The sequence below is a fragment of the Lentzea sp. NPDC051208 genome (assembly GCF_040682435.1).
In the GTDB taxonomy this organism is placed as follows: domain Bacteria; phylum Actinomycetota; class Actinomycetes; order Mycobacteriales; family Pseudonocardiaceae; genus Lentzea; species Lentzea kristufekii.
Genome location: NZ_JBFBAW010000008.1, coordinates 295,471 through 320,137, shown reverse-complemented (window position 1 = coordinate 320,137; position 24,667 = coordinate 295,471). Strand labels below are relative to the sequence as shown.

The 24,667-nt window shown below is 72.0% G+C and carries 15 protein-coding genes and 2 pseudogenes; 12 read left to right on the top strand and 5 right to left on the bottom strand.

Annotated elements, in window-relative coordinates:
* Nucleotides 1–117: 117 nt before the first annotated feature.
* From AB0M48_RS21970 to AB0M48_RS21940, 7 genes and pseudogenes are all read left to right on the top strand, one after another.
* Nucleotides 118–1,935, top strand: a complete 1,818-nt coding sequence (locus AB0M48_RS21970) for a non-ribosomal peptide synthetase (RefSeq protein WP_363845186.1) — start codon at nucleotides 118–120, stop codon at nucleotides 1,933–1,935.
* Nucleotides 1,932–9,104, top strand: coding sequence for an amino acid adenylation domain-containing protein (locus AB0M48_RS21965; protein WP_363844905.1), 7,173 nt, complete (start codon nucleotides 1,932–1,934; stop codon nucleotides 9,102–9,104). The genes AB0M48_RS21970 and AB0M48_RS21965 overlap by 4 nt, the downstream gene beginning before the upstream one ends.
* Before the next feature lies 1 nt (nucleotide 9,105).
* Nucleotides 9,106–9,549, top strand: a complete 444-nt coding sequence (locus tag AB0M48_RS21960; protein ID WP_363844902.1) for a hypothetical protein — start codon at nucleotides 9,106–9,108, stop codon at nucleotides 9,547–9,549.
* Nucleotides 9,550–9,848: 299 nt separating this feature from the next.
* A complete protein-coding gene (locus AB0M48_RS21955) occupies nucleotides 9,849–10,316 on the top strand; it encodes a hypothetical protein (RefSeq protein WP_363844899.1) in 468 nt (155 codons plus the stop codon).
* A gap of 194 nt (nucleotides 10,317–10,510) precedes the next feature.
* Nucleotides 10,511–10,696, top strand: a pseudogene (locus AB0M48_RS21950) (cold-shock protein); the annotation flags it as partial.
* A 42-nt stretch (nucleotides 10,697–10,738) separates the two neighbouring features.
* Nucleotides 10,739–10,918 (top strand): annotated as a pseudogene (locus tag AB0M48_RS21945) (cold shock domain-containing protein); the annotation flags it as partial.
* Nucleotides 10,919–10,927: 9 nt separating this feature from the next.
* Complete coding sequence (locus AB0M48_RS21940; protein ID WP_363845184.1) at nucleotides 10,928–11,449, top strand: cold shock domain-containing protein; 522 nt, start codon at nucleotides 10,928–10,930, stop codon at nucleotides 11,447–11,449.
* A 344-nt stretch (nucleotides 11,450–11,793) separates the two neighbouring features.
* On the opposite strand, the gene AB0M48_RS21935 is transcribed toward AB0M48_RS21940, so the two are convergent.
* From AB0M48_RS21935 to AB0M48_RS21920, 4 genes are all read right to left on the bottom strand, one after another.
* The gene (locus tag AB0M48_RS21935) at nucleotides 11,794–13,380 is read right to left on the bottom strand and encodes a hypothetical protein (protein ID WP_363844896.1); all 1,587 of its coding nucleotides are present in this window, start codon (nucleotides 13,378–13,380) and stop codon (nucleotides 11,794–11,796) included.
* 269 nt (nucleotides 13,381–13,649) lie between these two features.
* Entirely contained in the window at nucleotides 13,650–14,576 is a 927-nt protein-coding gene (locus AB0M48_RS21930) for a 3-hydroxyacyl-CoA dehydrogenase family protein (RefSeq protein WP_363844893.1), read from the bottom strand.
* Between the two features lie 47 nt (nucleotides 14,577–14,623).
* Nucleotides 14,624–16,417, bottom strand: a complete 1,794-nt coding sequence (locus AB0M48_RS21925; RefSeq protein ID WP_363844890.1) for a GAF domain-containing protein — start codon at nucleotides 16,415–16,417, stop codon at nucleotides 14,624–14,626.
* Nucleotides 16,418–16,433: 16 nt separating this feature from the next.
* Nucleotides 16,434–17,204: a CoA transferase subunit A gene (locus AB0M48_RS21920; RefSeq protein ID WP_363844887.1), complete on the bottom strand. Its 771-nt coding sequence runs from the start codon at nucleotides 17,202–17,204 to the stop codon at nucleotides 16,434–16,436.
* Nucleotides 17,205–17,414: 210 nt separating this feature from the next.
* Here AB0M48_RS21920 and AB0M48_RS21915 point away from each other — a divergent pair, with 210 nt between their 5' ends.
* From AB0M48_RS21915 to AB0M48_RS21900, 4 genes are read left to right on the top strand one after another with little or no spacing between them, the layout of a single operon-like run.
* On the top strand, nucleotides 17,415–18,749 hold the full coding sequence (locus AB0M48_RS21915) for an MFS transporter (protein WP_363844884.1): 1,335 nt from the start codon (nucleotides 17,415–17,417) through the stop codon (nucleotides 18,747–18,749).
* Nucleotides 18,746–19,417 carry a 3-oxoacid CoA-transferase subunit B gene (locus AB0M48_RS21910; RefSeq protein WP_363844881.1) on the top strand — a complete coding sequence of 224 codons (672 nt, stop codon included), beginning with the start codon at nucleotides 18,746–18,748 and terminating at the stop codon, nucleotides 19,415–19,417. Before AB0M48_RS21915 ends, AB0M48_RS21910 begins: the two co-directional genes overlap by 4 nt.
* Before the next feature lie 25 nt (nucleotides 19,418–19,442).
* The gene (locus tag AB0M48_RS21905) at nucleotides 19,443–19,850 is read left to right on the top strand and encodes a hypothetical protein (protein ID WP_363844878.1); all 408 of its coding nucleotides are present in this window, start codon (nucleotides 19,443–19,445) and stop codon (nucleotides 19,848–19,850) included.
* Nucleotides 19,847–21,493, top strand: a complete 1,647-nt coding sequence (locus AB0M48_RS21900; protein WP_363844875.1) for a tannase/feruloyl esterase family alpha/beta hydrolase — start codon at nucleotides 19,847–19,849, stop codon at nucleotides 21,491–21,493. Before AB0M48_RS21905 ends, AB0M48_RS21900 begins: the two co-directional genes overlap by 4 nt.
* Nucleotides 21,494–21,556: 63 nt before the next feature.
* Here AB0M48_RS21900 and AB0M48_RS21895 read toward each other — a convergent pair whose 3' ends face one another.
* The gene (locus AB0M48_RS21895; RefSeq protein ID WP_363844871.1) at nucleotides 21,557–23,446 is read right to left on the bottom strand and encodes a GAF domain-containing protein; all 1,890 of its coding nucleotides are present in this window, start codon (nucleotides 23,444–23,446) and stop codon (nucleotides 21,557–21,559) included.
* Between the two features lie 416 nt (nucleotides 23,447–23,862).
* Here AB0M48_RS21895 and AB0M48_RS21890 point away from each other — a divergent pair, with 416 nt between their 5' ends.
* Nucleotides 23,863–24,663, top strand: a complete 801-nt coding sequence (locus AB0M48_RS21890) for an NAD(P)H-dependent oxidoreductase (RefSeq protein ID WP_363844868.1) — start codon at nucleotides 23,863–23,865, stop codon at nucleotides 24,661–24,663.
* The last annotated feature ends 4 nt before the right edge of the window (nucleotides 24,664–24,667 follow it).

Here is a 24,667-nt window from a genome sequence, read left to right as displayed (position 1 = left end):
GGCGCGCGCCGACGGCCCGCGCGGGCGCGCGCCGGGCCGGGCCGCGGCCGGCCCGGCGCGGCGGCGCGCGGCGGCCGGGGGGGGGGGGGGCCCCCCCCCCCCCCCCCCCCCCACGACCTGACCTTTCCGGAGCTGGTCGCCCTGCGCGCGGCCGAGAACCCCGGCAAGACCGCCGTCGTGTTCAACGACAGCGAGCTGACCTACGCCGAGCTCGACGCCCGCGCCAACCGGATGGCCCGCCACCTGCGCGCCCTCGGCGTCGGCCCGGAGGTCATCGTCGGTTGCTGCTTGCAGCGCGGCCTCGACGCCGTGGTCTCGCTGCTGGGCGTGATGCGGGCAGGCGGCGTCTACACCCCGTTCGACCCGGCGCACCCGGGGGAGCGGCTGGCGTTCATGCTCGCCGACGCGGGCGCCCAGGTCGTGGTCACCAACGCCGGGTTCGCCGAGCGGCTCGTCTCCGACGCCTACCACCTGGTGCGGGTCGACGCCGACGCCGAGGAGATCGCCGCCCACGACGGCGCCGCGCTGGAGCGCACCGCCGGGCCGGACAACCTCGCCTACGTCATCTACACCTCCGGCTCGACCGGCAGGCCCAAGGGCGTGATGATCGAGCACCGCGCCTACGCCCACCACAGCCACCTCATCGCCGAGGCGTTCGGCATCACCGGCGACGACCGGGTGGCGCTGCTGTCCGCGCTGACGTTCGACGCGGCCATGGAGCAGGTGGCGGGCACGCTGGCCACCGGGGCGACGCTGATCGTCAGCGACCCGGTGTTCTGGACCCCGGAGGACCTGCCCGCCCACGCCGCCGCGCACGGCGCGACCGTCATGGAGCTGACCCCGGCGTACTACCGGGAGATCATGGCGGGCAAGCCAGCAGGGCTGTCCACGCTGCGGCTGGTCAACGTCGGCAGCGACGTGGTCACCGTGGACGACGTCAACCGCTGGTCGGACTCGGGCCTGCCCGGACGCTTCGTCTGCAACTACGGGCCGACCGAGGCCACCATCACCTCGGTGCTGCACTGGCCGGTGCCCTCGGACCTCACCGGGGACCGCGCCGCAGCGATGCCGATCGGCCTGCCGATCCCCGGCACCCGCGCGGTCATCGTCGACGCCGACCTGCGTCCGGTCCCGCTGGGCGTACCCGGCGAGCTGTGCCTGGGTGGCGTCCGCCTGGCCCGCGGCTACCTGGACCGCCCGGAGCTGACCGCCGACCGGTTCGTGCCCGATCCCGACGGCGACGGCACCCGCCTCTACCGCACCGGCGACCTGGTGCGGCACCGCCCGGACGGCACGATCGCCTTCCTCGGCCGCATCGACCAGCAGGTCAAGATCCGCGGTTTCCGCATCGAGCTGGGCGAGATCGAGGCGGCGCTGGTGCGCCACCCGGCCGTGCGCGAGGCGGTGGTGGTTGCCCGCGACGTCGCGCCCGGCGACAAGCGGCTGTGCGCCTACCTGGTCTGCCCCGCCGGCGACCCCGGCATCGGGGAGCTGCGCGAGCACCTGCGGGACCTGCTGCCGGAATACATGGTGCCGTCGCTGTGGACGACGCTGCCCGAGCTGCCGATGACGGCCAGCAAGAAGATCGACCGCAAGGCGCTGCCGGACCCGGTCGCCGCGGGCGAAACCGGGTTCCGGCCGCCGCGCGACCCCGCCGAGGAGGCCGTCGCCGGGATCTGGGCATCGGTCCTGGAACGTGAGGCCGTCGGCATCGACGACAACTTCTTCGCTCTCGGCGGCCACTCGCTGCTGGCCACCAGGGTGCTCGCCCAGCTGCGCGCCGCCTTCGGCGTCGACCTGCCGCTGCGGCTGCTCTTCGAGACCGCCACGCTCGCCGACCTGGCCGCCGCCGTCGCCGACGCGGTCACCGCCGACGTGGCCTCGCTGTCCGATGAGGACATCCAGGAACTGCTCGCCAAGGATGGTGCGTCATGACGGGGACACTGGATTCGGCGGCGCTGCGCGCCGAACTGCTGCGCCGGAGGCTGCGCGGTGTCGCCGCACCGGCCGCGGGCATCGCGATCCAGCCGAGGGACCGCCCGCTGCCGCTCTCGCCCGCCCAGCAGCGAATGTGGATCCTGGACCAGCTGCGCCCCGGTTCCACCGAGTACCTGATGACCTCGGCCCGCCGCGTCCGCGGCCCGCTCGACGTCGCCGCCCTGCGCACCGCGCTCGACGGCCTCGTCGCCCGGCACGAGACGCTGCGGACCCGCTTCCCGCTGGTCGACGGCGAGCCGGTGCAGGTCATCGACCCGCCGTCGCCCGCCTCGCTGGACGTGGTCGACCTGACCGCGCTTCCCCGCGCCGAGCAGGAGGCCAGGGTCGCCGCCATCTCGAGCACCGAGCGCGTGCCCGTCGACCTGTCCGTGGGGCCGATGCTGCGCGCCACCCTGGCCGAGCTGTCCGATGTGGAGCACGTGGTGGTGCTGACCGTGCACCACGTCGCCGCCGACGGCTGGTCGGAGGACATCCTGCTGCGCGAGCTGCGCACCGGCTACGACGCCGCGCTGGCGGGCAAGCCCGCCCCGCACCCGAGCCTGCCCGTGCAGTACGCCGACTACGCGGCCTGGCAGGCGGGCAGGCTCAGCGGTGATCGCCTCGACGAGGAGATCGGCTACTGGCGCGAGCGGCTCGCCGGCGTCACTCCGGTCGAACTGCCCGCCGACCGGCCGCGGCCCGTCGTGCGCGACGCCGCGGGAGAACTGCTGCGCTTCACCCTGGGCGCCGAGGTCGCCCAACCGCTGCTGGAGCGCGCCAGGGCCCAGGGCGCGTCGCCGTTCCTGCTGCTCTCGGCCGCCGTGGCGGTGCTGCTGAGCAGGCACACCGGCAGCACCGACATCGCCATCGGCACCCCGGTCGCCGGGCGCGACCGCGCGGAGACACAGGACGTCGTCGGCCTGTTCCTCAACACGATCGTGCTGCGCGCCGACCTGTCCGGCGCGCCCACGTTCGGCGAGGTTCTCGACCGCGTCCGTGCCACCGCGATGGACGCCTACTCCCACCAGGACGTGCCGTTCGAGAAGCTGGTCGACGAGCTGTCCCCCGAGCGCGACCCGTCGCGCACGCCGCTGTTCTCCACCATGGTGCTGTGGCAGGACGCCGACGCGGCCGGGCCCGCCCACGGCCTCTCGTTCGAGCCGGTGGCGGTGGGCGAGACCACCGCCAAGTTCGACCTGACCGTCTCGGCCACCCCTCGCGCCGACGGCGGCATCGCCTTCGCGTTCACCTACGCCACCGCGCTGTTCGACGCCACCACCATGCACCGCGTCGCCGACCGGATGGTGACGCTGCTGACCGCGGCCGTCCGGCACCCGGACACCCCGGTCGCCGACCTCGCTGTGCTCCCCGACGCCGAACTGGGCGACGTCCTGCACACCTGGAACGCCACCGCGACCGAGTACCCGGCGGCGACGCTCACCGAGCTGCTGTCCGCCCAGGCCGCCCGCACCCCCGACACGGTCGCCGTGCGGTTCGCGGGCCGGTCGCTGACCTACGCCGAGCTGGACGCCGAGTCCAACCGGCTCGCCCACGAGCTGACCGCCCTCGGCGTCGGCCCCGAATCCGTGGTCGCGGTCTGCCTGCCGCGCTCGGCCGGGCTGGTCACCGCGCTGGTCGGCGTGCTCAAGGCGGGCGGCGCCTACCTGCCGCTGGACCCCGGCTACCCGGCCGACCGGCTCGCCCACATGCTGGCCGACTCCGGCGCCAGGGTCCTCGTCGCCGACGCGGTCCGCGACGACGTCGAGCACACCGTCCTCATCGGACAGGACCGGTCCTCGCTGCCCGCCACCGCGCCGGCCCCGGCGATCACCCAGGACAACGCCGCCTACGTCATCTACACCTCGGGGTCGACCGGCAAGCCCAAGGGAGTGCTGGTCCCGCACCGCGGCATCGTCAACCGGCTGCTGTGGATGCAGGACGAGTACGGCCTCGACGGCACCGACCGCGTGCTGCAGAAGACCCCGTACAGCTTCGACGTCTCGGTGTGGGAGTTCTTCTGGCCGCTGATCACCGGTGCGACCCTGGTCGTGGCCGCCCCCGGCGGTCACCGCGACCCCGCCTACCTCGCCGACCTGATCCGCGCCGAGGGCGTCACCACGCTGCACTTCGTCCCGTCGATGCTGCGCGCGTTCCTGGCCGACGAGATCGGGGAGCTGCCGTCCCTGCGCCGCATGATGTGCAGCGGTGAGGCCCTGCCCGCCGACCTCGTCACCGGCGTCGCCGAGCTGATCGGCTGCCCGCTGCACAACCTGTACGGCCCCACCGAAGCCGCCGTCGACGTCACCTACACCCCGTGCACCCCAGGCGAGCCGGTCACCATCGGGTGGCCCGTGGCCAACACCCGCACTTACGTCGTGGACGCCGACCTCCGCCCGGTTCCGCTGGGCACGCCCGGCGAACTGGTGCTGGCGGGCGTGCAGCTGGCTCGCGGCTACCTGGCCAAACCCGCACTGACCGCCGAGCGCTTCGTGCCCGACCCGTTCGCCGCCGAGGCAGGGGGCCGCCTCTATCGCACCGGCGACCTCGTGCGGCAGCGTGCCGACGGCGCGGTCGAGTACCTGGGCCGCCTCGACCACCAGGTCAAGGTGCGCGGGCACCGCGTCGAACTGGGCGAGATCGAGGCCGTGCTCACCGAGCACCCGGACGTCGCCGACGCCGCCGTCGCCGTGCGCGACGAGCAGCTGGTCGCCTACGTGGTGGGCACCGCGGACACCGATGCGCTGCGCGCCCACCTGGCCGCCCGCCTGCCCGAGCACATGATGCCCGCGCACTGGACGGCCATGGCCGCCCTGCCGCTGACCGCCAGCGGCAAGACCGACCGCGGGGCGCTGCCCGCCCCCGAGCGCGGCCGCGCCACCGGGCAGGAGTTCGTCGCCCCGCGCACCGAGCTGGAGACCACCGTCGCCACCGCGCTGGCGGGCGCCCTGGGCATCGAGGCCGTCGGCGTGCACGACAGCTTCTTCCAGCTCGGCGGCGACTCGATGCGCGCCATCCGCGCGGTCGGCCTGCTGCGCTCGGCCGGCATCACCGTCAGCGTCCAGGACATGTTCACCCACCAGAGCACCGCCGCGCTGGTGGCGCTGGTCGAGCGCGGCGCGGGCACGGCCGTGGACGAGCTCATCGTGGAGCGCTTCGCCCAGCTCACTCCCGAGGACCGGGCGCTGCTGCCCGCCGACGTGGTCGACGCCTACCCGCTCGCCATGACCCAGGCGGGCATGACCTACGAGATGCTCGCCGCCGACACCCGCGCCGTCTACCAGAACGTCTCCTGCTACATCGTGCGCGACGACCTGCCGTTCGACGTCGAGGCGCTGCGCTCGGCGGGGGAGTCGCTCGTCGCCCGGCACGAGATCCTGCGCACGTCCTTCGACCTGGTCACCTACTCCGAGCCGCTGCAGCTGGTGCACGCCGAGGCGCACCTGCCGGTGGAGTGGACCGACCTGACCGGGCTGGACCCGGCCGAGCAGCGCCGGGTCGTGGACGAGTTCCTGCTCTCCGAGCGCGGCAAGCCGGTCGACATCGCCCGCGCGCCGCAGTTGCGCTACCACGCGCACCAGATCAGCCAGACGGAGTTCTGGCTGACCCACACCGAGGCGCATGCGATCCTCGACGGCTGGAGCCACACCTCCGTCGTCGCCGAGCTGATCGACACCTACCGTGCGATCCGCCACGACCGCGACCTCGCCCTCAAGCCGGTGCCGAAGGTCCGCTTCGCCGACTTCGTCGCACTGGAACGCAAGGCGCTCGCCTCCGCCGAGCAGCGCGCCTTCTGGGCGGGCAAGGTGCACGGTGACGAGCGGCTGACCCTGCCCGAGGCGTGGTGCGCGCACGCCGCCGACCGCAAGGCCACCATCGTCGAGGTCCGCTACGCCGACCTGCTGCCCCGGCTGCGCGCGCTCGCCGCCGTCGCGGGCGCCTCGCTCAAGAGCGTGCTGCACTCCGCGCACCTCAAGGCGATGAGCGTCGCCACCGGCCGCACCCGCTTCTTCGGCGGCCTGGTCTGCAACGGCAGGCCCGAGCACGACCGCGGCGACGAGGTGCGCGGCATGTACCTCAACACCGTCCCCTTCGCCGCCGACACCTCGACCGCCACCTGGCGCGAGCTGGTCGCGCGGGTGTTCGCCGGCGAGGCCGAACTGTGGCCGAACCGCCGCTACCCGATGCCCGCCATCCAGCGGGAGTGGGGCGGCGAGGGCACGCTCATCGAGGTCGCCTTCGGCTTCCTGGACTTCCACGTCATGGACTGGAACTCCGACTCCGTCGGCATGATGGACGACTTCAGCCCCAGCGAGCTGCCGCTGGAGGTGTGGACCTTCCCCGGCATCCTGCGCCTGGGCGGGCGCCCGTCGCGCATCGGCGCCGAGCAGCTGGAGCTGCTGGCCCGCCTCTACCGCCACGTCCTGGAGGCCATGGCTGCCGACCCCGACGGCGACGCCACCGCCATCGGCCTGCCGCCCGCCGACGCCGCCACCGCCATCGCCGCGGGCAACGCCACCGACCGCCCCTTCCCCACCGAGACCACCATCCACGGCCTCGTCCGCGCCCAGGCCGAGTCCACACCGGACGCGATCGCCCTGCGCCAAGGCGAGGTCACCGTCACCTACGCCGAGCTCGTCGCCGGCGCCGAGGCCCTGGCCGCGCATCTGGCGAGCACCGGCGTCGGCCCGGAGAAGGTCGTCGGCCTGCACCTGCCCCGCGGCGTCGACCTCACCACCGCCGCGCTGGCCGTCCTGATGTCCGGCGCCGCCTACCTGCCCCTCGACCCCGAGTACCCCGCCGACCGGCTCGACCACATGGTCGACGACGCCGCCGTCCACACCTTCGTCACCCTCTCCACCCTTCCGCGCCCCGTGCTCCCCGAAGGCGTCCGACTCCTGGAGATCGACGACCACCCACACCGGCCAACCCAGCCCGGTCCCACAGGGCACGACCGGGCGGTGGACCGGACACCCACCCTCGACAGCCTCGCCTACGTCATCTACACCTCCGGCTCCACCGGCAGGCCCAAGGGCGTCGCCGTCCCTCACCGCGGCGCGCTGAACCTGCGTCACGCCCAGCTGGAGCACCTGGACGTACGCCCCGGCGACCGCGTCCTGCAGTTCGCCTCGCCGAGCTTCGACGCCTCGGTGTGGGAGCTGCTGATGGCGCTGACCAACGGCGCGGAACTGGTGCTCCCCCCGCCGGACACCGACCCCGGCGACCTGCGCGCCACCGCGGGCCTGGTCACCCACATGACCGTGCCGCCGTCCATCCTGGACCGCTACGCCCCCGCCGACTTCCCGGCGCTGCGCGTGGTGGTCTCGGCGGGCGAGGCGTGCACGGGGGAGCAGGTGGCGCGCTGGGCGGACGCGGCGACGTTCGTCAACGCCTACGGCCCCACCGAGGTCACGGTGTGCGCTTCCCTGGCCGCCATCCCCGCCACCGGCACGCCCGCCGCGCCATCGATCGGCCTGCCGCTCGGCAACGTCAAGTGCTACGTGCTCGACGCCGAGCTGCGCCCGCTGACCGCCGGCGTCCGCGGCGAGCTGTACGTCGGTGGCCCCGGCGTGGTCCGCGGCTACCTCGGCCAACCGGGCCTGACCGCCGATCGGTTCCTGCCCGACCCGTTCTCCGCCGAGCCCGGCGCCCGCCTCTACCGCACCGGCGACGTGGTCTCCCGCAACGCCGACGGCACCATCCAGTACCTCGGCCGCGCCGACCACCAGGTCAAGATCCGCGGGCTGCGCGTGGAGCTGGGCGAGATCGAGGAGGCGCTGGCCGGTCACCCCGGTGTCGCCGGGGTCGTCGTCACCGTCCACACGCCGGCCTCGGGCAACGCGACCCTGGTCGCCTACACCCGCCCCGCCGACACCCCGGTGACCGGCGCCGAACTGCGCGAACACCTGAGCAGCAGACTGCCCCGGCACATGGTGCCCACGCACTACATCAGCGTCGAGGAGTTCCCGACCACCCCGGCGGGCAAGATCGACCGCAAGGCGCTGCCCGCCCCCGGCGACGAGCGCCCCGTGCTCGACATGCCCTACACCGCCCCGCGCACCGACCTGGAGCGGCTGATGGCCGACACCTGGGCGCAGGCGCTGGGCGTGGCCAGGGTCGGGGTGCACGACGACTTCTTCGACCTCGGCGGGCACTCGCTGGCCATGATGCGGGTCATCGCCGCCCTGCGCACCAGGGTGGGCGTCGAACTGCGGTTCCGCACGTTCATGGAGCACCGCACCATCGCCGGGATTGCGGCCACCGTCGAAGGCGGGGGCGTCGTCGCCGGCGCGCTGCTCTGGATCAGGCAGGAAGGCACCGGCATCCCGCTGGTGTGCGTGCATCCCGGCGGAGGCAGCGCGCACTGGTACTCCCGGCTCGCCCCGCACATCCCCGAGCACGTGCCCGTGATCGCCTTCGAGTGGCCAGGCCCGCACCCCGGCGCCGTCCCGACCGCGGAGGTGATGGCCGACCGCTACCTCACCGAGCTGCGCGCGGCCCAGCCGCACGGCCCCTACCGGCTGTTCAGCTGGTGCGGCGGCAGCGGTATCGCCACCGAGATGGCGCACCGCCTGGTCAACGAGGGCGAACAGGTGACGTTCATGCTGCTCGACCCCGGCCTGGACGTGCACACCCGCCCGGCGGGCTGGTCGGAGTTCGCCCTGATCAAGCGCCTGGACGACCTGGTCACCGCGATCGCCGAGGGCGGGCCGGAGCAGAACACCCCTGCCCGCCGCGAGGAGATCATGGAGCTGCTCACCCACCTGGTCGACGACGCCCCCGACGGTGGGATCACCCTGCCGGAGGACGGCGTCGGCGACATGTGGCCCAGGGCGGTGCGCACCTGGCGCGAGGTCATGGAGATGGACCTGACCTACCGCCACCGCCGCTTCACCGGCGACCTGCACCTGATCATGACCGACGAGCTGGCCGACGGCGAGCACGAGGTCGCAGACGGGCAGACCGCCGACGACTACCTCGGCCGGTGGCGCGAGCTGGTCGGCGACGTCCATCTGCACCGCGTGCCCGGCGACCACTTCGGGGTCATGCGCGAACCGCACGTGGGAGTCCTCGCCGGTGTCGTCACGTCCATCATCGAGTCTGCGAACACCGACCTGGAGGGGGAGTGACGTGGAACAGGCGATCATCGGAGACCTCGACGTGTGCGGCGGCCTCTGCAGGATCGGCATGCGCGGCGGCCTCACCGAGGTGCTGCGGGCGGTGACCGCGGCGGGCGTGACCCCGGAGGCGGTGGACCTGCTGTCCGACGGGACGGTGCTGCTGGGCGTGGCGGCCGCCGACGCCCCGGCCATCGCCCACCTCCCCGGCGCGGGGCGGCCCGAGCCCGCGGTGCGGGTCGTCCTCACCGGCGCCGGACTGCGCGGAGACCCCGCGCTGGTACCGACCTTCTGCGAGGTGCTGTGCCGGGCCGGCGCGGTCCCGATGTCGGTCTCCGCAGAGTCCGGCCGCATCGGCGCGGTCGTCGGCGCGGACGTCGTCCCGAGGGTGATCGCGGGACTGCGTGAGGCTTTCGAACTGAGCCCGGCGTCGGTGTTCGCCGACAGCGCCGTCTGAAAGACCGTCCAACGTTCGGCTCCGTCCATGATCGCGTGATCGACTGACTGCGCCGGATTCGGGACGACAGCAGGCGTTTGTGATCGTGACCATCAGCGTGTGGACGTCCTGGTGCCGCACCGGAGAGGTGTGGTGGTCGAGCGGACCGCATCGGGCGTGCCGATGTGGGCGCGTGTCAAGTCGCAGGACGGTGCCTGCCCGTCCTGCGACAGCGGGCCGCGCCTGGCCACAGCCGCCATGACCTGACCGTCACGCATGCGAGCCGGATGTCGTTGTGCCGCAGAATGATGGAGCACATCGTGCCGGCGACGGCCGAGTCGGGCCGCGCCCGGCGTGGCTGGGTGCGCATCCCGGGTGGAGGTGGTGTGCCGGGACGGCTCGGCCGCCTGCGCACGCCTGAGCGGTTCGCCGCCGTGCACGAGTTGCTCGCCGAGGGCGCCGGGCCGCTGGAGTGCGCCCAGTGGACGAGCCGGGCGCTGAACACGGTCAAGCGCTGCGCCCGCGCCGAGAGGATGGGGAACCGGCGGCATCACCCTCGTGGTGCGCTGCGTCAACCAGGGCCGGGCCGATTCGCAGCGTGTCGCGCCCGCACCACACCGCCCGGTCTCCTGGCGACCACCGGCCGCCGTGGTCGGAACCCTCCCGGTTGGATCGCCACGACCCGCGCGGACATGCTGCCCGGCTTCGACCTTCACCCAGAGCGCCTGGCCAGATCAACCCGCGCCACGCTTGCCCTGCGCCAGCGGAGCACGCTCGACTGGCTGTAGCGGGATGTGGCCGCGCCCGTTCTCGACGCGGCCGGCGACGAAGTGCGTCGACTGTGGTGGCGCCGACAAGCATCCTTGCCTCATGCCCTGCATGCCGTGGCCCGCGAGAGGGCGAAGGGCTTGCCGGGATCAGGATGTACATACGGCGCCTGGGACACTGGACCCCCGACCACCCGCTAGACCAGGAGTGCACCGTGCAGCAGGGAACCGTCCGTTGGTACGACCTCGAGCGCGGCTTCGGCTTCCTCGCCCCCGACGACGGCAGCGACGACATCTTCGTGCACGTCTCGCAGGTGCAGGGCGAGGGCGCGGCCCGGGCCCTGCGCGAGGGCCAGACTGTGGAGTTCGAGATCGGTGAGGGACCCCGCGGTCCGCAGGCGCTGCACGTCGCCGTCACCGGGGACGTCGCGTCCGACGCGACCCTGGGCGTGCTCGCCACGGTCTCCTGGTACGAGCCGGCCAAGGGCTACGGGTTCGCCGCGCCGGACGGCGGGGGTGCGGAGGTGTTCGTGCACTCCTCCGCCATCGTCACCGGGGGCGTCCTCGCGGCCGGGCAGCGGGTGGCCTTCGTCGTCATCGCCGGGGAGAAGGGGCCGCAGGCCCAGCACCTGGTGCCGCTGAGCTTCGACGCCGGGGTCCGCCAGGCCCCTCTGGTCGCGCCCGGCGACGGTGCCGACGGCTCCGTCCTGTGGTTCGACGAGGAGAAGTCGTTCGGCTTCGTGGCCGCCGACGACGGGGCGGGTGACGTCTACCTGCACGTGCGCGCCCTGGTCGACGACCGGTACCTGCCGGCCGAGGGCGACCGGGTCTCGTTCACCACGGTCACCATGGACCAGGGCCGTCAGGCGCGCGAGGTGCGGTTCGTGGCCACCGGCGAGCCGGTGGAGGCCGCCGCGGCTCCCAGCCAGGCCCGTCCGGTCACCCGGCCCGCAGCCCGCGCCGGCGACGGCACGGTGGCCCGCTACGACGCCGACCGCGGCTTCGGCTTCATCACCCCCGACGCGGGCGGGCCCGACCTCTTCGTGCACGTCTCGGTGGTCTCCGGCGAGCCCCTGGTGGCCGGCGAGCGGGTGCGCTTCCGCATCCGGCAGAGCGACCGGGGCCCGCAGGCCGATGCCGTCGAGCGCGCCTGACCGTCCGGGACGGTCCTACGACGCCTCGAAGCGGGCGACGTAGCGGCGCTGCCACGGCGTCTCGACCGCCCGTGGTCGTAGCGCGCCCGCACGTACGCGAGCGCCTCGGCGGCCGGCACCCCGAAGTCATTGGACGTGTCGGCTTCCATGGCTCTCTGATGCTCAGGAACGGCTTATCCAATCCCGGCATCAGCGGACGAGCTCGCCCAGGCCCGTTGCCACAGCAGAAGCCTGCGGTGGACCGGATCTGACGGCGGTCATCGCGCCGCTGGTGCGTAGAACTCTCCAGCACAGGAACGGGGAGCCCGGCCGATGCCGGGCTCCCCGTTGTCGTGTGCGGGTGGTCAGGGGCCGGCGACGGCCTGTGCCTTGGCGTTGCGTTCGAAGACCGACCAGAACGCGGAGGTGCAGTAGGTGCAGTTGGTGCCGAAGTACAGGCCGCGAGCCTGTTCGTCCTGCATGAGGTGCAGACGGAACCAGGAGGTGATGGTGCCGTGCAGGGCGGGGATGCCGTAGTGGTCGGCACCGCGCTGTTCGGCGAAGATCGCCGGGACCTGGGTGGCCTGGTTGTACGGGGTGCGGACGACGATGGGCGAGACGATCGTGTCGTTCTGGCCGGCGATGAACAGCGCCGGACCGCGGACCCGGCTGCCGCTGGTGGTCGCGAGCGGGTAGATCGGGGCGATGGTGTCCACGCGGGGGTCGGCTCCGGCGTCGATCGCTGCGCCGCCGCCGAAGGAGTGGCCGGTGGCGCCGACGTTGGTCAGGTCCACCTTGCCTTGCAGGGGGCTGCCGGCGCGGTTGTTCTCGGTGGTCAGATGGTCCAGGCCCTGCAGCATGGGGCCGCCGTTGCCGGCGTTGCCCTCCGCTGCGGCGACGATGAAGCCGTGGGAGGCCAGGTGGTTGAGCAGGGGCACGTACCGGTCGAGTCCGGAGCGGGCCCCGTTGTTCCACAGCACCACGGGGTGGGTGGTGCAGCCCAGGGTGCCCAGGGCGGTGGGGCGGAACACTGTGGTGCCGCGGCCGTTGGAGGCGGAGGTCACCGTGAAGGGACCGGCGGTGGCCCACTGGCCGTTGACCGACTTGCAGGGGGATGTCGGCGGCGCGGTAGTGGTCGTGGTCGAGCCGCTCGTGGTGGTCGAGGTGGTCGTCGGTGTGGTGGTGGGCTTGTTCTCCTGGTCGATGATGATGTTCTTGATCTGGTTGAAGACGCCGGTGTCGCTGGGGAAGCTGCTGTGGGTGATGCAGGTCGGTGTCTGGAGGTTGGTGGCGCCGGCGAGTTCGGCGGAGGTGCTGGGGCTGACGTTGGTGTCGCAGGTGGAGCGCTGGGTGGTGTAGCGGACGGCGGGGGAGCCGGGGACCTCGGTGCCGGAGTTCAGTGCGGCCAGCCACGGCGAGCCGATGGCGAACTGCTTGCACGACGGATACAGGTTCTGGCACCAGGGCGCGGCAGCGGTGGTGCCGTGGTGCGGCCCGGCCATCGAGAAGTACAGCGAGACCTTGTCCTGCGCGCGGGGGACGTGTTTGAGGTAGGAACGGGCGGCGAGGGTGGAGGCCGACCAGGTGACCAGGACGACCTTGCGGGCTCCGGTGCGGGACAGCACGCTGTCGACCTTCTGGCCGATCTCCTGGCCGGCCTTGGTGAGGTCGCCGGTCATGCTGGTGCTGTCGGTCCAGGTGTCGACGCGGTCCGCGCGCCAGCCGGCGGAGACGAACTTGGTCTTCATCGGCTCCATGTACTGGGTCGTGCCGGTCATGCCCGGGATGATGATCACCGGGTCGTGCTCGACCGCCGCCGTGGTGGCGGCCAGGTCCGCGCGCACCTGCGGCGAGAACGCGACCAGCGACACGACGGCCGATGCTGCGGCGAACGCCGCGAGCACTGCCGTGCCGCGGCCGCGGAATGCGGCACGGAGTGGGATTGTGGACATCGGACAGCCTCCTGGACAGGGAATGGTGCAGGGTGAACAGGTGATCGGGGTCACGCTGTTTTGCTGATGTTACGAATGTGAAAAGGGCTGGACCATGTGCCCGTCCACACTCTTGAGTGCCATTCGCATGTCGCTGGCAACACTTCGTATTTCTATGATGTGGCTCGGCATTCCTTCGCCTTTTCGTCGGAAGTCCCCCGGCCGAGCGCATGGGAACGGGCGTACGAGCCGCCCTCGTCAGGCTCGTACGCCCGTGGCTCGACGCGGTCTCAGCGGACGGCGGCCTCCGTGGCGGCGAGATTGCGGCGGATGCCGTCGACCAGGCGACCGGCCACGTCGATGGCGCGATGATCGGTCCAGGTGAGCAGACCCTGACGGGTGGCCCGGCCGCGGTGCCCGTCGGTGAGGAGCTTGTCCAGCGCGGGGAACGACTCGGTGGCCGTGGACAGGTGCGGCGCCAGGTTGGCGAGGATGGAACGGGTGAGGTCGAGCCCGATGTAGTCGGCGTTCTCCATCGGGCCGACAGCCGCGAGCCGCAGGCCGAAACTCGTTCGCACCACGGTGTCGAGGGTTTGTGCGTCGCAGACGCCCTCGTCGAGCAGGTGCAGTGCTTCGCGCACCAGGGCGAACTGCAGCCGGTTGCCGATGAAGCCGGGGACGTCGCGCTGCAGCCGGACCGCGGTCTTGCCCAGCGAGAGGATCAGCTCTTCCGCCTCGTGCACCAGCCGCGGGTTCGTCGCGTCACCCGGCGCGATCTCCACGAGCGGGATGAGGTGGGGCGGGTTCCACCAGTGCACGCCCACCAGGCGCTCGGGGTGCCGCATGCCTGCACCGATGCCGGTGATCGACAGGACCGAGGTGTTCGACCAGATCGGGACGTGCGCGGGCACCACGGCTTCCACCGACGCCATCACCTCGTGCTTGACGGCCATCCGTTCCGGCACCGCCTCCACGACGACATCGGCCTGGCGCAACGCGCTGTCGAGGTCGGATGTGGCGCTGACGAGGTCCTGCACGGCCGCACTCGCCGGCCCGGATGTCCCGGTCAGCTCCAGTGCCTTCTCGACGCGGTCGTGCAGGTCGGCCAACGCCGCGGGGTCCGGGTCGTGGAGCCGGGTGTGGTGGCCCGCTCGAGCCAGTGCAACGGCGATTCCGTGGCCCATGAGCCCCGCGCCGACTATGCCGAATAGCGCCATGGATGTCCTTTGCTCGAATGTGAGAAGGAGGTGCGTGGCCGATGTGGTCAGTCCGCCTGCAATGCGTGCAGACGCAGCGCCAGCTGGATCTCCAGCATCCGGTGGGGGGACTGCCAGTCGGCTCCGAGCAGCCTGCCGATGCGGTCCAGGCGCTGGGCGACGGTGTTGACGTGGACGTGCAGCAGGTCCTTGGCCCGTGGTGGGTTTCCGCCCGTGGCGAAGTAAGCGTCCAGGGTGCGCAGGAGCTCGGTGCCGCGTTCGCGGTCGTAGTCGAAGACCGGGCCGAGGGTGCGCCGGATGAACGCGGTGTGATCGGCGTGGTCGGCGAGCAGAAGTCCGATGAAGCCCAGCTCCGCCATCGAGGCGCCCGCGCCCTCGTGGCCCAGGCGCAGCAGTGCGCGGAGGCAGCGGCTCGCTTCGGCGTGGGCGCGGGCGAGCTCCGCGGGGCCACCGGCCGGGCCGGCGGCTGCGACGGTGACCGGGCAGCCGGTCGCGGCGCCCAGCGCCGTCGAGACGCGGCCGGCCAGGGTGCCGGGACAGTCGGTGCGGACGAGCAGCACCACCTGTTCGGCGTGGATCCCGATCAGCGTGGCGAACTGGGCGGCCGCGGTGGCCAGCCGGCGGCGTGGGATGGCGGTGGCGTGGGCGATGAGCACGGCGTGGGGTGCGGCGAGGTCCACGCCCAGGCGACGTGCGCGGTCGAGCAGGGCGGAGGGATTGCGGTCGGGTGCGGTGAGCAGGTCGGTGAGCAGTTCGCCGCGCACCTCGTCCTCAGCCTTGGCCACCGAGCGGCGCAACAACAGCAGCAGGGCGGTGACGACGGCGGCGCGTTCGAACAGGCGCCGGTCGGCGTCGACGAGGTCGACCGCCCCGGTGCCGGCGCTGCGCACGATGCTGCCCAGCAGTTCGGGCCCGGCCTGCACCGCGCACACCCAGCCGTCCGATGTGGACACGGCGCGGCCGGAGTGGTGGGAGGCGGCGACATCACGAGGCTCCGGGGCTCGGGTTGGCGGTCCGATGCGGGTCAGTTCGGCACCGTCGGCGGTGAACATGCCGATGCCGCCGCCCAGCACGTCGGCCACGGCGGCGGCGACGGCGGGCAGGTCACCGCCGCGCAGCACCAGGTCCATCAGCTTGTCGTGGGCTTCCTCGGCGCGTTCCACGGCTTGGCTGTGGGCACTGATCTCGGCCAGCAACCTGGCGTTGTCCAGTGCGACGGCGGCGTGGTCGGCCAGCGACGACAGCAGCGCGATCTCGTCGGGAGTGAAGTCGCGGGGGCTGCGCTCGGCGGCGTAGAGGACGCCGATGACGTTGTCTCCCACTGTGAGCGGCACGGCGAGCAGTGCGGTCAGTCCTTCGTCGCGCACCGCCGCGTCCACGGATTCGCTGTGGTGGAAGCGTTCGTCGGTGAGGTAGTCCGGGGTGGCGTAGGGCCGGGCGGTCTGCGCGACCAGACCGCCCAGGCCCACGCCCATGTCCATCCGGACTCGCGGGAACAGCTCGGAGACCGAGCCGTCGGTGACGCGCATGGACGTGGTTTCGGTGACCGGGTCGTTGAAGGTCAGGTACGACAGCTCGACGCCGAGCAGCCGCCGAGCCCGGTGCACGATGGACCGCAGCACCGCGTTCGGGTCGCGCAGGCGGGCCAGGTCGCCCGCGGTGTCGAACAGGGCGCTGAGCTCGGCCTCCCGCCGCCGGTGGCCGCGCATCGTGGTGTTGATGCGCAGCGCCAGCTCGACCGCCGGGCCCGCGCCGGGATCGTCCACGGCGATGAGCGCCAGCTCGTCACCGCGCGCGCCTGCGGCGAGCAACTCCAGCAGGCGGAAGGCGACGTCGTCCATGCGCCTCCTCCTCTTCTCAACCCGCGGCGGGCCGCACGGTGCGCCGCTCGATCCGCTTCTCCACGTCGGTGCCCACGTGCACGACCCGCTGGACGAACACGCCGGGCAGGTGCACCTCGTCGGGATCCAACTCGCCCGGCGCCAGCAGTTCCTCGACCTCGGCGACGGTGATCCGGCCGGCCATCGCGCACAGCGGGTTGAAGTTGCGTGCCGACCGGTGGAACACCAGGTTGCCGTGCCGGTCGCCGCGAGCGGCGTGCACGAGGGCGTAGTCGCAGGTGATCGCGCGCTCCAGGACGAACGGGTGCGGGGCGCCGACCACGTCGAAGTGCCGGACCTCCTTGGCCGGCGCGGTCTTCTCGACCCGGCCGTCAGGGGAGTAGCGCAGCGGCACGCCACCCTCGGCGATCTGGGTGCCCACCCCGGTGGCCGTGTAGAACGCGGGGATGCCGGCCCCGCCGGCGCGCAGCCGCTCGGCCAGGCTTCCTTGCGGCACCAGTTCCACCTCCAGCTCACCGGCGAGGAACTGGCGCGCGAACTCCTTGTTCTCGCCGACGTAGGAACTGGTCATCCGCGCGATGCGGTGGTCGGCGAGCAAGATGCCCAGCCCGAAGTCGTCCACCCCGCAGTTGTTGGACACGACGTCCAGACCGGTGGTGCCCCGTGCGTGCAGCGCCCGGATCAGTTCCACGGGGATGCCGCACAGACCGAACCCGCCGACCGCCAGGCTCGCCCCGTCGGGGATGTCTGACACCGCCGCCGCGACCGTCGAAACCAGCTTGTCCATTCCGTCCCTTCCGCCGATGTCGTGCGGATCAACACTGGGCGAACTCCGGTGCGACCGACAATGTGGCCGCACACATGAGCGAGGCGTGTTTTACGTGTCCGGCCACATTGGTCGGCGTGAGCTCCCGGCTTAGCGTTTGCCGCCGTGCACACCGCCTGCCGGTGACCTTCCCGGACGGTGCATCCGGCACGGCATGACAAAGGAGTCCTGATGAGCACAGCCGCCGCGCCACAGACCCGGATGGGCCGTGTGGTGGCCGCGAGCCTGGTCGGCACCGCCGTGGAGTGGTACGACTTCTTCCTCTACGGCTCGGCCGCCGCCCTGGTGTTCAACAAGCTGTTCTTCCCGCAGAGCGACCCGCTGGTGGGCACCATGCTGGCCTTCCTCACCTACGCGCTCGGGTTCGTCGCCCGCCCCCTGGGCGGCCTGGTGTTCGGGCACTTCGGCGACCGGCTCGGCCGCAAGAAGCTGCTCATGGTCAGCCTGGTGATGATGGGCGTGGCCACCGCGGCGATCGGCCTGTTGCCGACCTACGCCTCCATCGGTGTGTGGGCGGCCGTGCTGCTGACGGTGTTGAGGCTGGTACAGGGCTTCGCCATCGGCGGCGAGTGGAGCGGCGCGGTGCTGCTGGTCAGCGAGCACGGATCCCCCCGGTGGCGCGGCTTCTGGGCCAGCTGGCCCCAGGCCGGCGTCCCGGTCGGCAACCTGCTGGCCACCGCGGTGCTCGCGCTGCTGGCCGCGACCATGCCCGATGAGATGTTCCTGGACTGGGGCTGGCGGGTGCCGTTCCTGCTGTCCGCGGTGCTGATCGGGCTGGGCTACTGGATCCGTTCGTCCATTGAGGACGCTCCGGTGTTCACCGAGGCCCGTGCCCGCGCGGAGGCCCGCGCCCGCACCGATGCCGCCGGCGGCACGGCTCGACGCGCTCCGGCACTGGAGGCGCTGCGTCGCCACCCCAAGCAGATCGCCGTGTGCATCTCGGCGCGGATGGTGGAGAACATCTCCTACTACATCATCACCGCGTTCGTCCTCACCTACGTCACCGCTCATCTCAAACTGGACAAGACGGTGGTGCTCAACGCTTTGCTGCTGGCCAACGTCGTCCACCTGGTCGCCATCCCGGCCTTCGGCGCGCTGTCCGACCGGATCGGCCGCCGGCCGGTCTACCTGGCCGGCACCATCGGCATGGGGTTGTGGGCGCTGCTGTTCTTCCCGCTGCTCGACAGCCGCGACAGCTGGTTGATCATCCTGGCCGTGGTCGGCGGCCTCCTCGCGCACGCGGCGATGTACGGGCCTCAAGCCGCGTTCTTCGCCGAACAGTTCGACACTGACGTCCGCTACTCCGGCACGTCCATCGGCTACCAGGTCACCTCGATCATCGCGGGCTCGCTGGCGCCTTTGATCGCCACCGCGCTGCTGTCCCACTACGGAAGCCCCACACCGATCACGATCTACGTCGTCGTCGCCGCCGTCATCTCCACGGCCGGGGTGCTGGCCGCCACCGAAACCCGCCACCGCGACCTTGCCGAGGTGTCCGCCCGATGAGCCTGACCCGCGCCCAGATGGCCGCCCGAGCCGCCCGCGAACTGCCCGACGGCGGCTACGTCAACCTCGGCATCGGCCTGCCCACCCTCATCGCCGACCACGTTCCCGCTGACAGGCACGTCGTGCTGCACTCGGAGAACGGCATCCTCGGAGTCGGTCCCTACCCGGTCGACGGCCTGGAGCACCCCGACCTCATCAACGCCGGCAAGGAGACCGTCACCGTCGCACCCGGCGCTTCGTTCTTCGACTCGGCGTTGTCCTTCGCCATGATCCGCGGCGGCCACATCGACGTCGCCGTGCTCGGCGCCATGCAGGTCTCCGCCGAAGGCGACCTGGCCAACTGGATGATCCCCGGCGCCGTGGTCAAGGGCATGGGCGGCGCGATGGACCTCGTCCACGGCGCCCGCAGGGTGATCGTTTTGATGGAGCACACCACCAGGGACGGCTCACCCAAGGTCGTTCGCACCTGCACGCTGCCCACCACCGGCCGCCGCGTCGTGCACCGGGTGATCACCGACCTCGCCGTTCTCGACGTCACCCCGGACGGCCTGGTCCTGCGCGAGCTGGCGCCCGGCGTCACCGTCGCCGACGTGAGGGCGGCGAGCGAGCCCGATCTGCTCGTGCCCGCCGATCCGAGGGCCATGCTCCCGGCCGTCACCCGCGCCTGAACACGATCCGGAAAGGACCTGGCAGGTGACAGGTGACAGCTTCTCGTGGGAGCGGGAGCGGTGGGTCGCCACCGGCTACGCGGTGCGCCGTCTCGCACACCGGCCGGCACCTGCCGAACCGGGCGACTTCGGTGTGGTGTGGGCGAACATGACCCGTGGGGTCCACCTCGGTGAGCTGCGCGAGCTGCCCACGATCGACAGCGCCTTCGACGACTGGCTGCGGGAGGCCACCGCCCCGCCCGCGCCGCCGGCCGGTCGGCCTGTCTGTCGTTTTCCGGTGTACCGCCGGCATCCGCGCGTGACGGTGGTCGAACCCGGTGCCGGGCCACACGGCGAAGGCCGCCGGTATGTGCCCGCGCACATCGTGAAGGGCCACCGGCCGTGCCTAGCCTGTTTTTCCCGCGACGATGCGAAGCCCAGGGAGACACCATGAGAAGACGTCAGGGCGTTGCCCCGGTTGTGGCACTGGTGTGCGGTGCGGCGCTCATCGCACCTCCGGCATCGGCGCAGACCGGACCGACAGGCTGCACCGCGTTGCGTGGCATGGTGATCCCGGCTGCGGTGATCGGATTGCCGACCACCGGTGGTGAGGTCACCGCGGCGCAGCTGGTCGCTCCCGCGGGCGACGGGGCCACCGCGGTCGGCGAGCACTGCCGGGTGGACGCGGCGCTGCACCCGGTCGACCCGGCCGCACCGGACATCCTGCTGCGGATCGCCCTGCCGGCGCGGTGGAACCGCAAGGCGATGATGTTCGGCGGCGGAGGGTACGACGGCACGATCCCCGACGTCGCGGGCAACGTCCCGTACGCGCCCGCCGACCGTCCCACCCCGCTGGGGCGCGGGTACGCGACGTTCGCGAGCGACTCCGGACACCAGGCCGCGCCGGACTTCACCCCGGCCCGGTCGCTGGACGGCTCCTTCGCGGTCAACGACGAGGCACTGCGCAACTTCGCCGGTGACGCGCTGAAGAAGACCCGCGACGCCGCCGTGTTCGTCATCGGCAAGCGCTACGGGGCCGCTCCGCGGCACAGCTTCTTCGCCGGTGGTTCCAGTGGCGGCCGGGAGGCGCTCGCGGTGGCCCAGCGCTGGCCCGCCGACTTCGATGGCGTGCTCTCGGCCTACCCGGCCTGGAACGCCGCCAGCCTGGACCTGTTCTTCGGCCACCAAGCGCGGTTGTTGTCCCAACCGGGGGCGTTCCCCGGTCCCGCGAAACAGGACCTGCTGTACCGCAACGTCATCAGCGCCTGCGACGGTGCGGACGGCATCCGCGACGGCGTCGTCTCCGACGAGGCGGGCTGCCGGTTCGACCCCGTCGTGCTGCGCTGCCCCGGCGGCGGTGACACCGGAGACTCGTGCCTGTCCGACTTGCAGATCGACGTGGTGCGGAAGATGTCCGCACCCCTGCACTGGGACTACGACATCGCCAGCGGTGAACGTGGTTACCCCGGCTTCCCGTTCCTGTCGGGGGCGGACATGACCACACCGTTGCTGGGCCTCGGTACCGCTGCCCCTGCCAACCCCATGCCCAAGACCGCGGGCTACGGCGTGCAGTTCTGGGACCAGTGGGTCAAGCACTTCGTCACCCGTGACCCCGCGCACGACCCGCTGGCGATCGATCCGCTCGATCCGGGGCCGTGGCGGCAGCGCATCAGCGCGCTGTCCGCCCTGCAGGACGTCAACGATCCAGATCTGCGGCCCTTCGCCGCTGCAGGCGGCAAGCTCCTGCTCGTGCACGGTGCCGCCGACGAGCTCGTCAGCCACCGCTCCACCGCCGAGTACTTCGAACGCGTCCAGCAGCGGCTGGGCCGGGCGGCCACCCACCGGTTCGCCCGCTTCTACGTCGTGCCCGGCGCCAACCACGTCAACGTCGACGCCGCGTTCGCCGCCGGCTGGGACTCGGTGACCGCACTCGAGAACTGGGTCGAGCGCCACCTGCCGCCCCTGCGGCCCGTGGTGACCGACAAGAACCCGGCTGCGGGCCAACGCACCCGGCCGCTGTGCCAGTACCCGACGTGGCCTCGCTACGTCGGGATGGGCGATCCCGATTCCGCGCGCAGTTACGTCTGCATCAGGTAGCCCGCTGCGGCTGAACCGGCGTGCGTCCTCCCGTCCGACAGCGGGACCGCACGCCGTGCCCGTTCACCGCACCAGCTCTGGCCGGCTGATCCTGAGCAGCTGCAACGCGATCTGCACCTCCAGCAGGCGGCCGGGCTCGCGCCACGACCCGCCCAGCAGCTGTCCGATCCGGGACAGGCGCTGCGCGATGGTGTTGGCGTGCAGGTGCAGTTCCTGCGCCGTGGTGGAGACGCTCTGCCCGCTCGCGCAGTAAGCGCTGAGCGTGCGCACCAGGTCCGCGCCACGCGTCTTGTCGTAGTCGATCAGGCAGCCGAGCACGGAGTCGACGAACGAACCGAGATCGCGCCTGCTGCCGAACAGCACGCCCACCGCACCCAGTTCCGAGGTATCGGCACCTTCTCCCACGCGGTCCAGCGCGAGCATGGCCTGTGCGCAGTCCGCGGCCTCCCGGTACGCCTCGGCGACCCGTTCGATGCTCTCCACCGCCGCCGCGCCCGCGGTCACCGGCCGTGTCGCGGTGGACAGCTCACGACTCGCCACCCGTGCCTGCTGCCCAGGCTCGGCGCCCGGCAGCAACAGCACCACCTCGTCCTTGCGGCAGGTCGCCAGACCACCGCCGCGGCGAGCCAGCGCCGCCGCCGCGGCGTGATACCGCTCGCGCCCGTTCCCGCAGACCTGGGCCACCACGACGACGTGCCGGGCGTCCAGGTCCACACCCAGCAGTGAGGCACGGTGGCGCAGCAGGTCGTCCCGGCCCGGCGACGGGGACAGCAGGTCCTCCAGCAGTTCGCCCCGAACCTGCGCCTCGGTCTCGGCCACGCGCTGGCGCGTCACCAGCACCAGCGAGGCCACCAATGCAGTCGCCTCCAGCGTGCGCCGGTCGATGTCGCCGACCACGGTGTGGCCCACGAGGATCATCGTGCCGAGGTAGTCGGACTCGGTGATCATCGGCACCGCGCACGTCGTGTCGCCCACGACCGTGTGCCCCGCCTCGCGCGCGGCACGGTCGAGTGCGACCAGGTCAGCCGCCTCCACCGCGGCGACGTCACCTTCGCGGGTCACCACGGCGCCGTCCCGGTTCACCAGTGCCACGCCGCCCACGCCGACCGAGTGCGCCGCGGCCTGGACCACCTCGTTCACGCCCTTGCCGTCCAGGACCAGGCGCGTGAGGCGTTCATGCAGCGCCGCACTGCGCTCCAGGTCCTCGGCGTGGGACCGGATGGTCGCGTTGGCCACCCGCAACTCGTCCGCGGCAGACCGCGCCTCACCCAGCAGCCGGCTGTTGTCGATGGCCACGGCGGCGTGCGCGGCCAGCATCGACAACGCGCCCACGTCCCGGCCGCTGAACGTGCGCTGCTCCCGGTGCGCGGCCAGGAGCACGCCGATCACGTGCTGCCCCAGCACGACCGGCACCCCGAGCAGCGACACCATCTTCTCCGCGCGCACGGTCCGGTCGATCTCCGCCGTGTGGATGATCGACTTGTCGTCGTGGTAGGACAGCACGCTGTAAGGCGCGCCGGTGCGGGCGACCATGCCGCCCACGCCGGCACCACTGGGCAACCGCAACTCGCGCAGCAGCCCCGATATGTTGCCTGACGCGGCCTTGATGTAGCTGTCTCCGCGGTCGCGATCGCTGAGGCTGATGTAGGCCACGTCGCAGTCCAGCAGACGGCGCGCCCGATCGGAGATCGCCTGCAGGATCGCGTCCAGGTCGTGCAGTGCGGCCAGGTCATGGGCCGTGTCGTTGAGCAACTGCAACTCTGCCTGGTGGCGACGGTGCCCGATCAGGATCTCGCGGACCCGCAGCGCCAGCGCCCGCTCCCGTTCCAGACCGGCCAACCGGTCCGGCGGCGCACCGTCCGCGCGGGCCCGAACCAGGGGCTCGTCGAAATCCCCGACGTCGGGGTCCGACGCCAACAGCAGTTCGAGGTACGAACCGATCGCCACTGTCACGGGTCCTTCCACCGACGACGTCGTCGAGCCGTGCTCAACCGGTGCCGCGCACGGCCCCGAACGCATTGCACTGTCCTCAAAGACTGGCCGCAACCCCAAATGCGCCAACGAACGGTTCGACGATCGGCCACACCAGGGCCCGGCCGGGAACTCGTGCGGCGACAGGGGTTGCAGGCGGGTTCCCCGACGACCGCCAGCGGCCTCGGCTCATCGGGAATCACGAACTCGCCACGAGCTTGTCCACGACGCGGGGAGCGTCAACCCCTTCGTTCCCACTCGAGGAGAAGTCCTCGTAGATCCAGAGAGCCCTGTGGATGCGCACGTATGAACGTTGGACGTTCGCCTATTTCTGATCCCGTCGTTCGCGGCTTCAATGCGAGTACGACCACAAGGTCACCAGCAGACCGAGGTGAAGTATGACCATCGCTCATCCGCCGAAGCCGGGGAACGCTCTGTGGGTGTACGCGCACCCGCGCCGTGACTCGCTGAACGACCGTCTCCTGCAAGCCGGGGCCAAGGCCTTGTCGCAGCGGTATGAGGTAACGGTGTCGGATCTCTACGCCCAGGGCTTCGACCCCGTGCTGTCCAAGCGCGACCTGGGAGATCTGGCGGAACGTCCGGGCAACATCGCCGAGCTGGCGGGGGAGGCCTACGCCAGCGGCCAACTGCCTGCCGACGTGCGCGAGGAGCAGGCCAAGCTCGCCGCGGCCGAACTGCTCGTCCTGCAGTTCCCGCTGTGGTGGTACGGGCCGCCCGCGATCCTGAAGGGATGGTTCGACCGGGTGCTCACCAGTGGGTTCGCCTACGGCGATCTCGACTCCGAACTCGGCGTGCCGCGCCGGTACGGCGATGGCGGGCTGGTCGGGCGCAAGGCGTTGATCGTGGTCACCGCGGGCGAGGACGAGCGCTCCATCGGCCCGCGCGGGATCAGCGGGGACCTCGATTCCCTGCTCTTCTCGATCACCCACGGCGTGCTCTGGTACGTCGGGATCGAGGCCCTGGACCTGCACGTCGTCCACGACGCCGATTCGCTCGGTCCCGAAGAGGTCGAACACCAGGTTGAGCGTCTGGTGACCAGGATCGGCGGCGTCGATGGCGAACACGCGCGTCGGTTCCGGCGGCTGCGCGACGGTGACTACGCGAACACGCGCGCACTGCGGGAGGACCTCGCGCCCGGCCGCACCGACCTGGGAATCCATCTGGCTGATCGCGACTGACCCC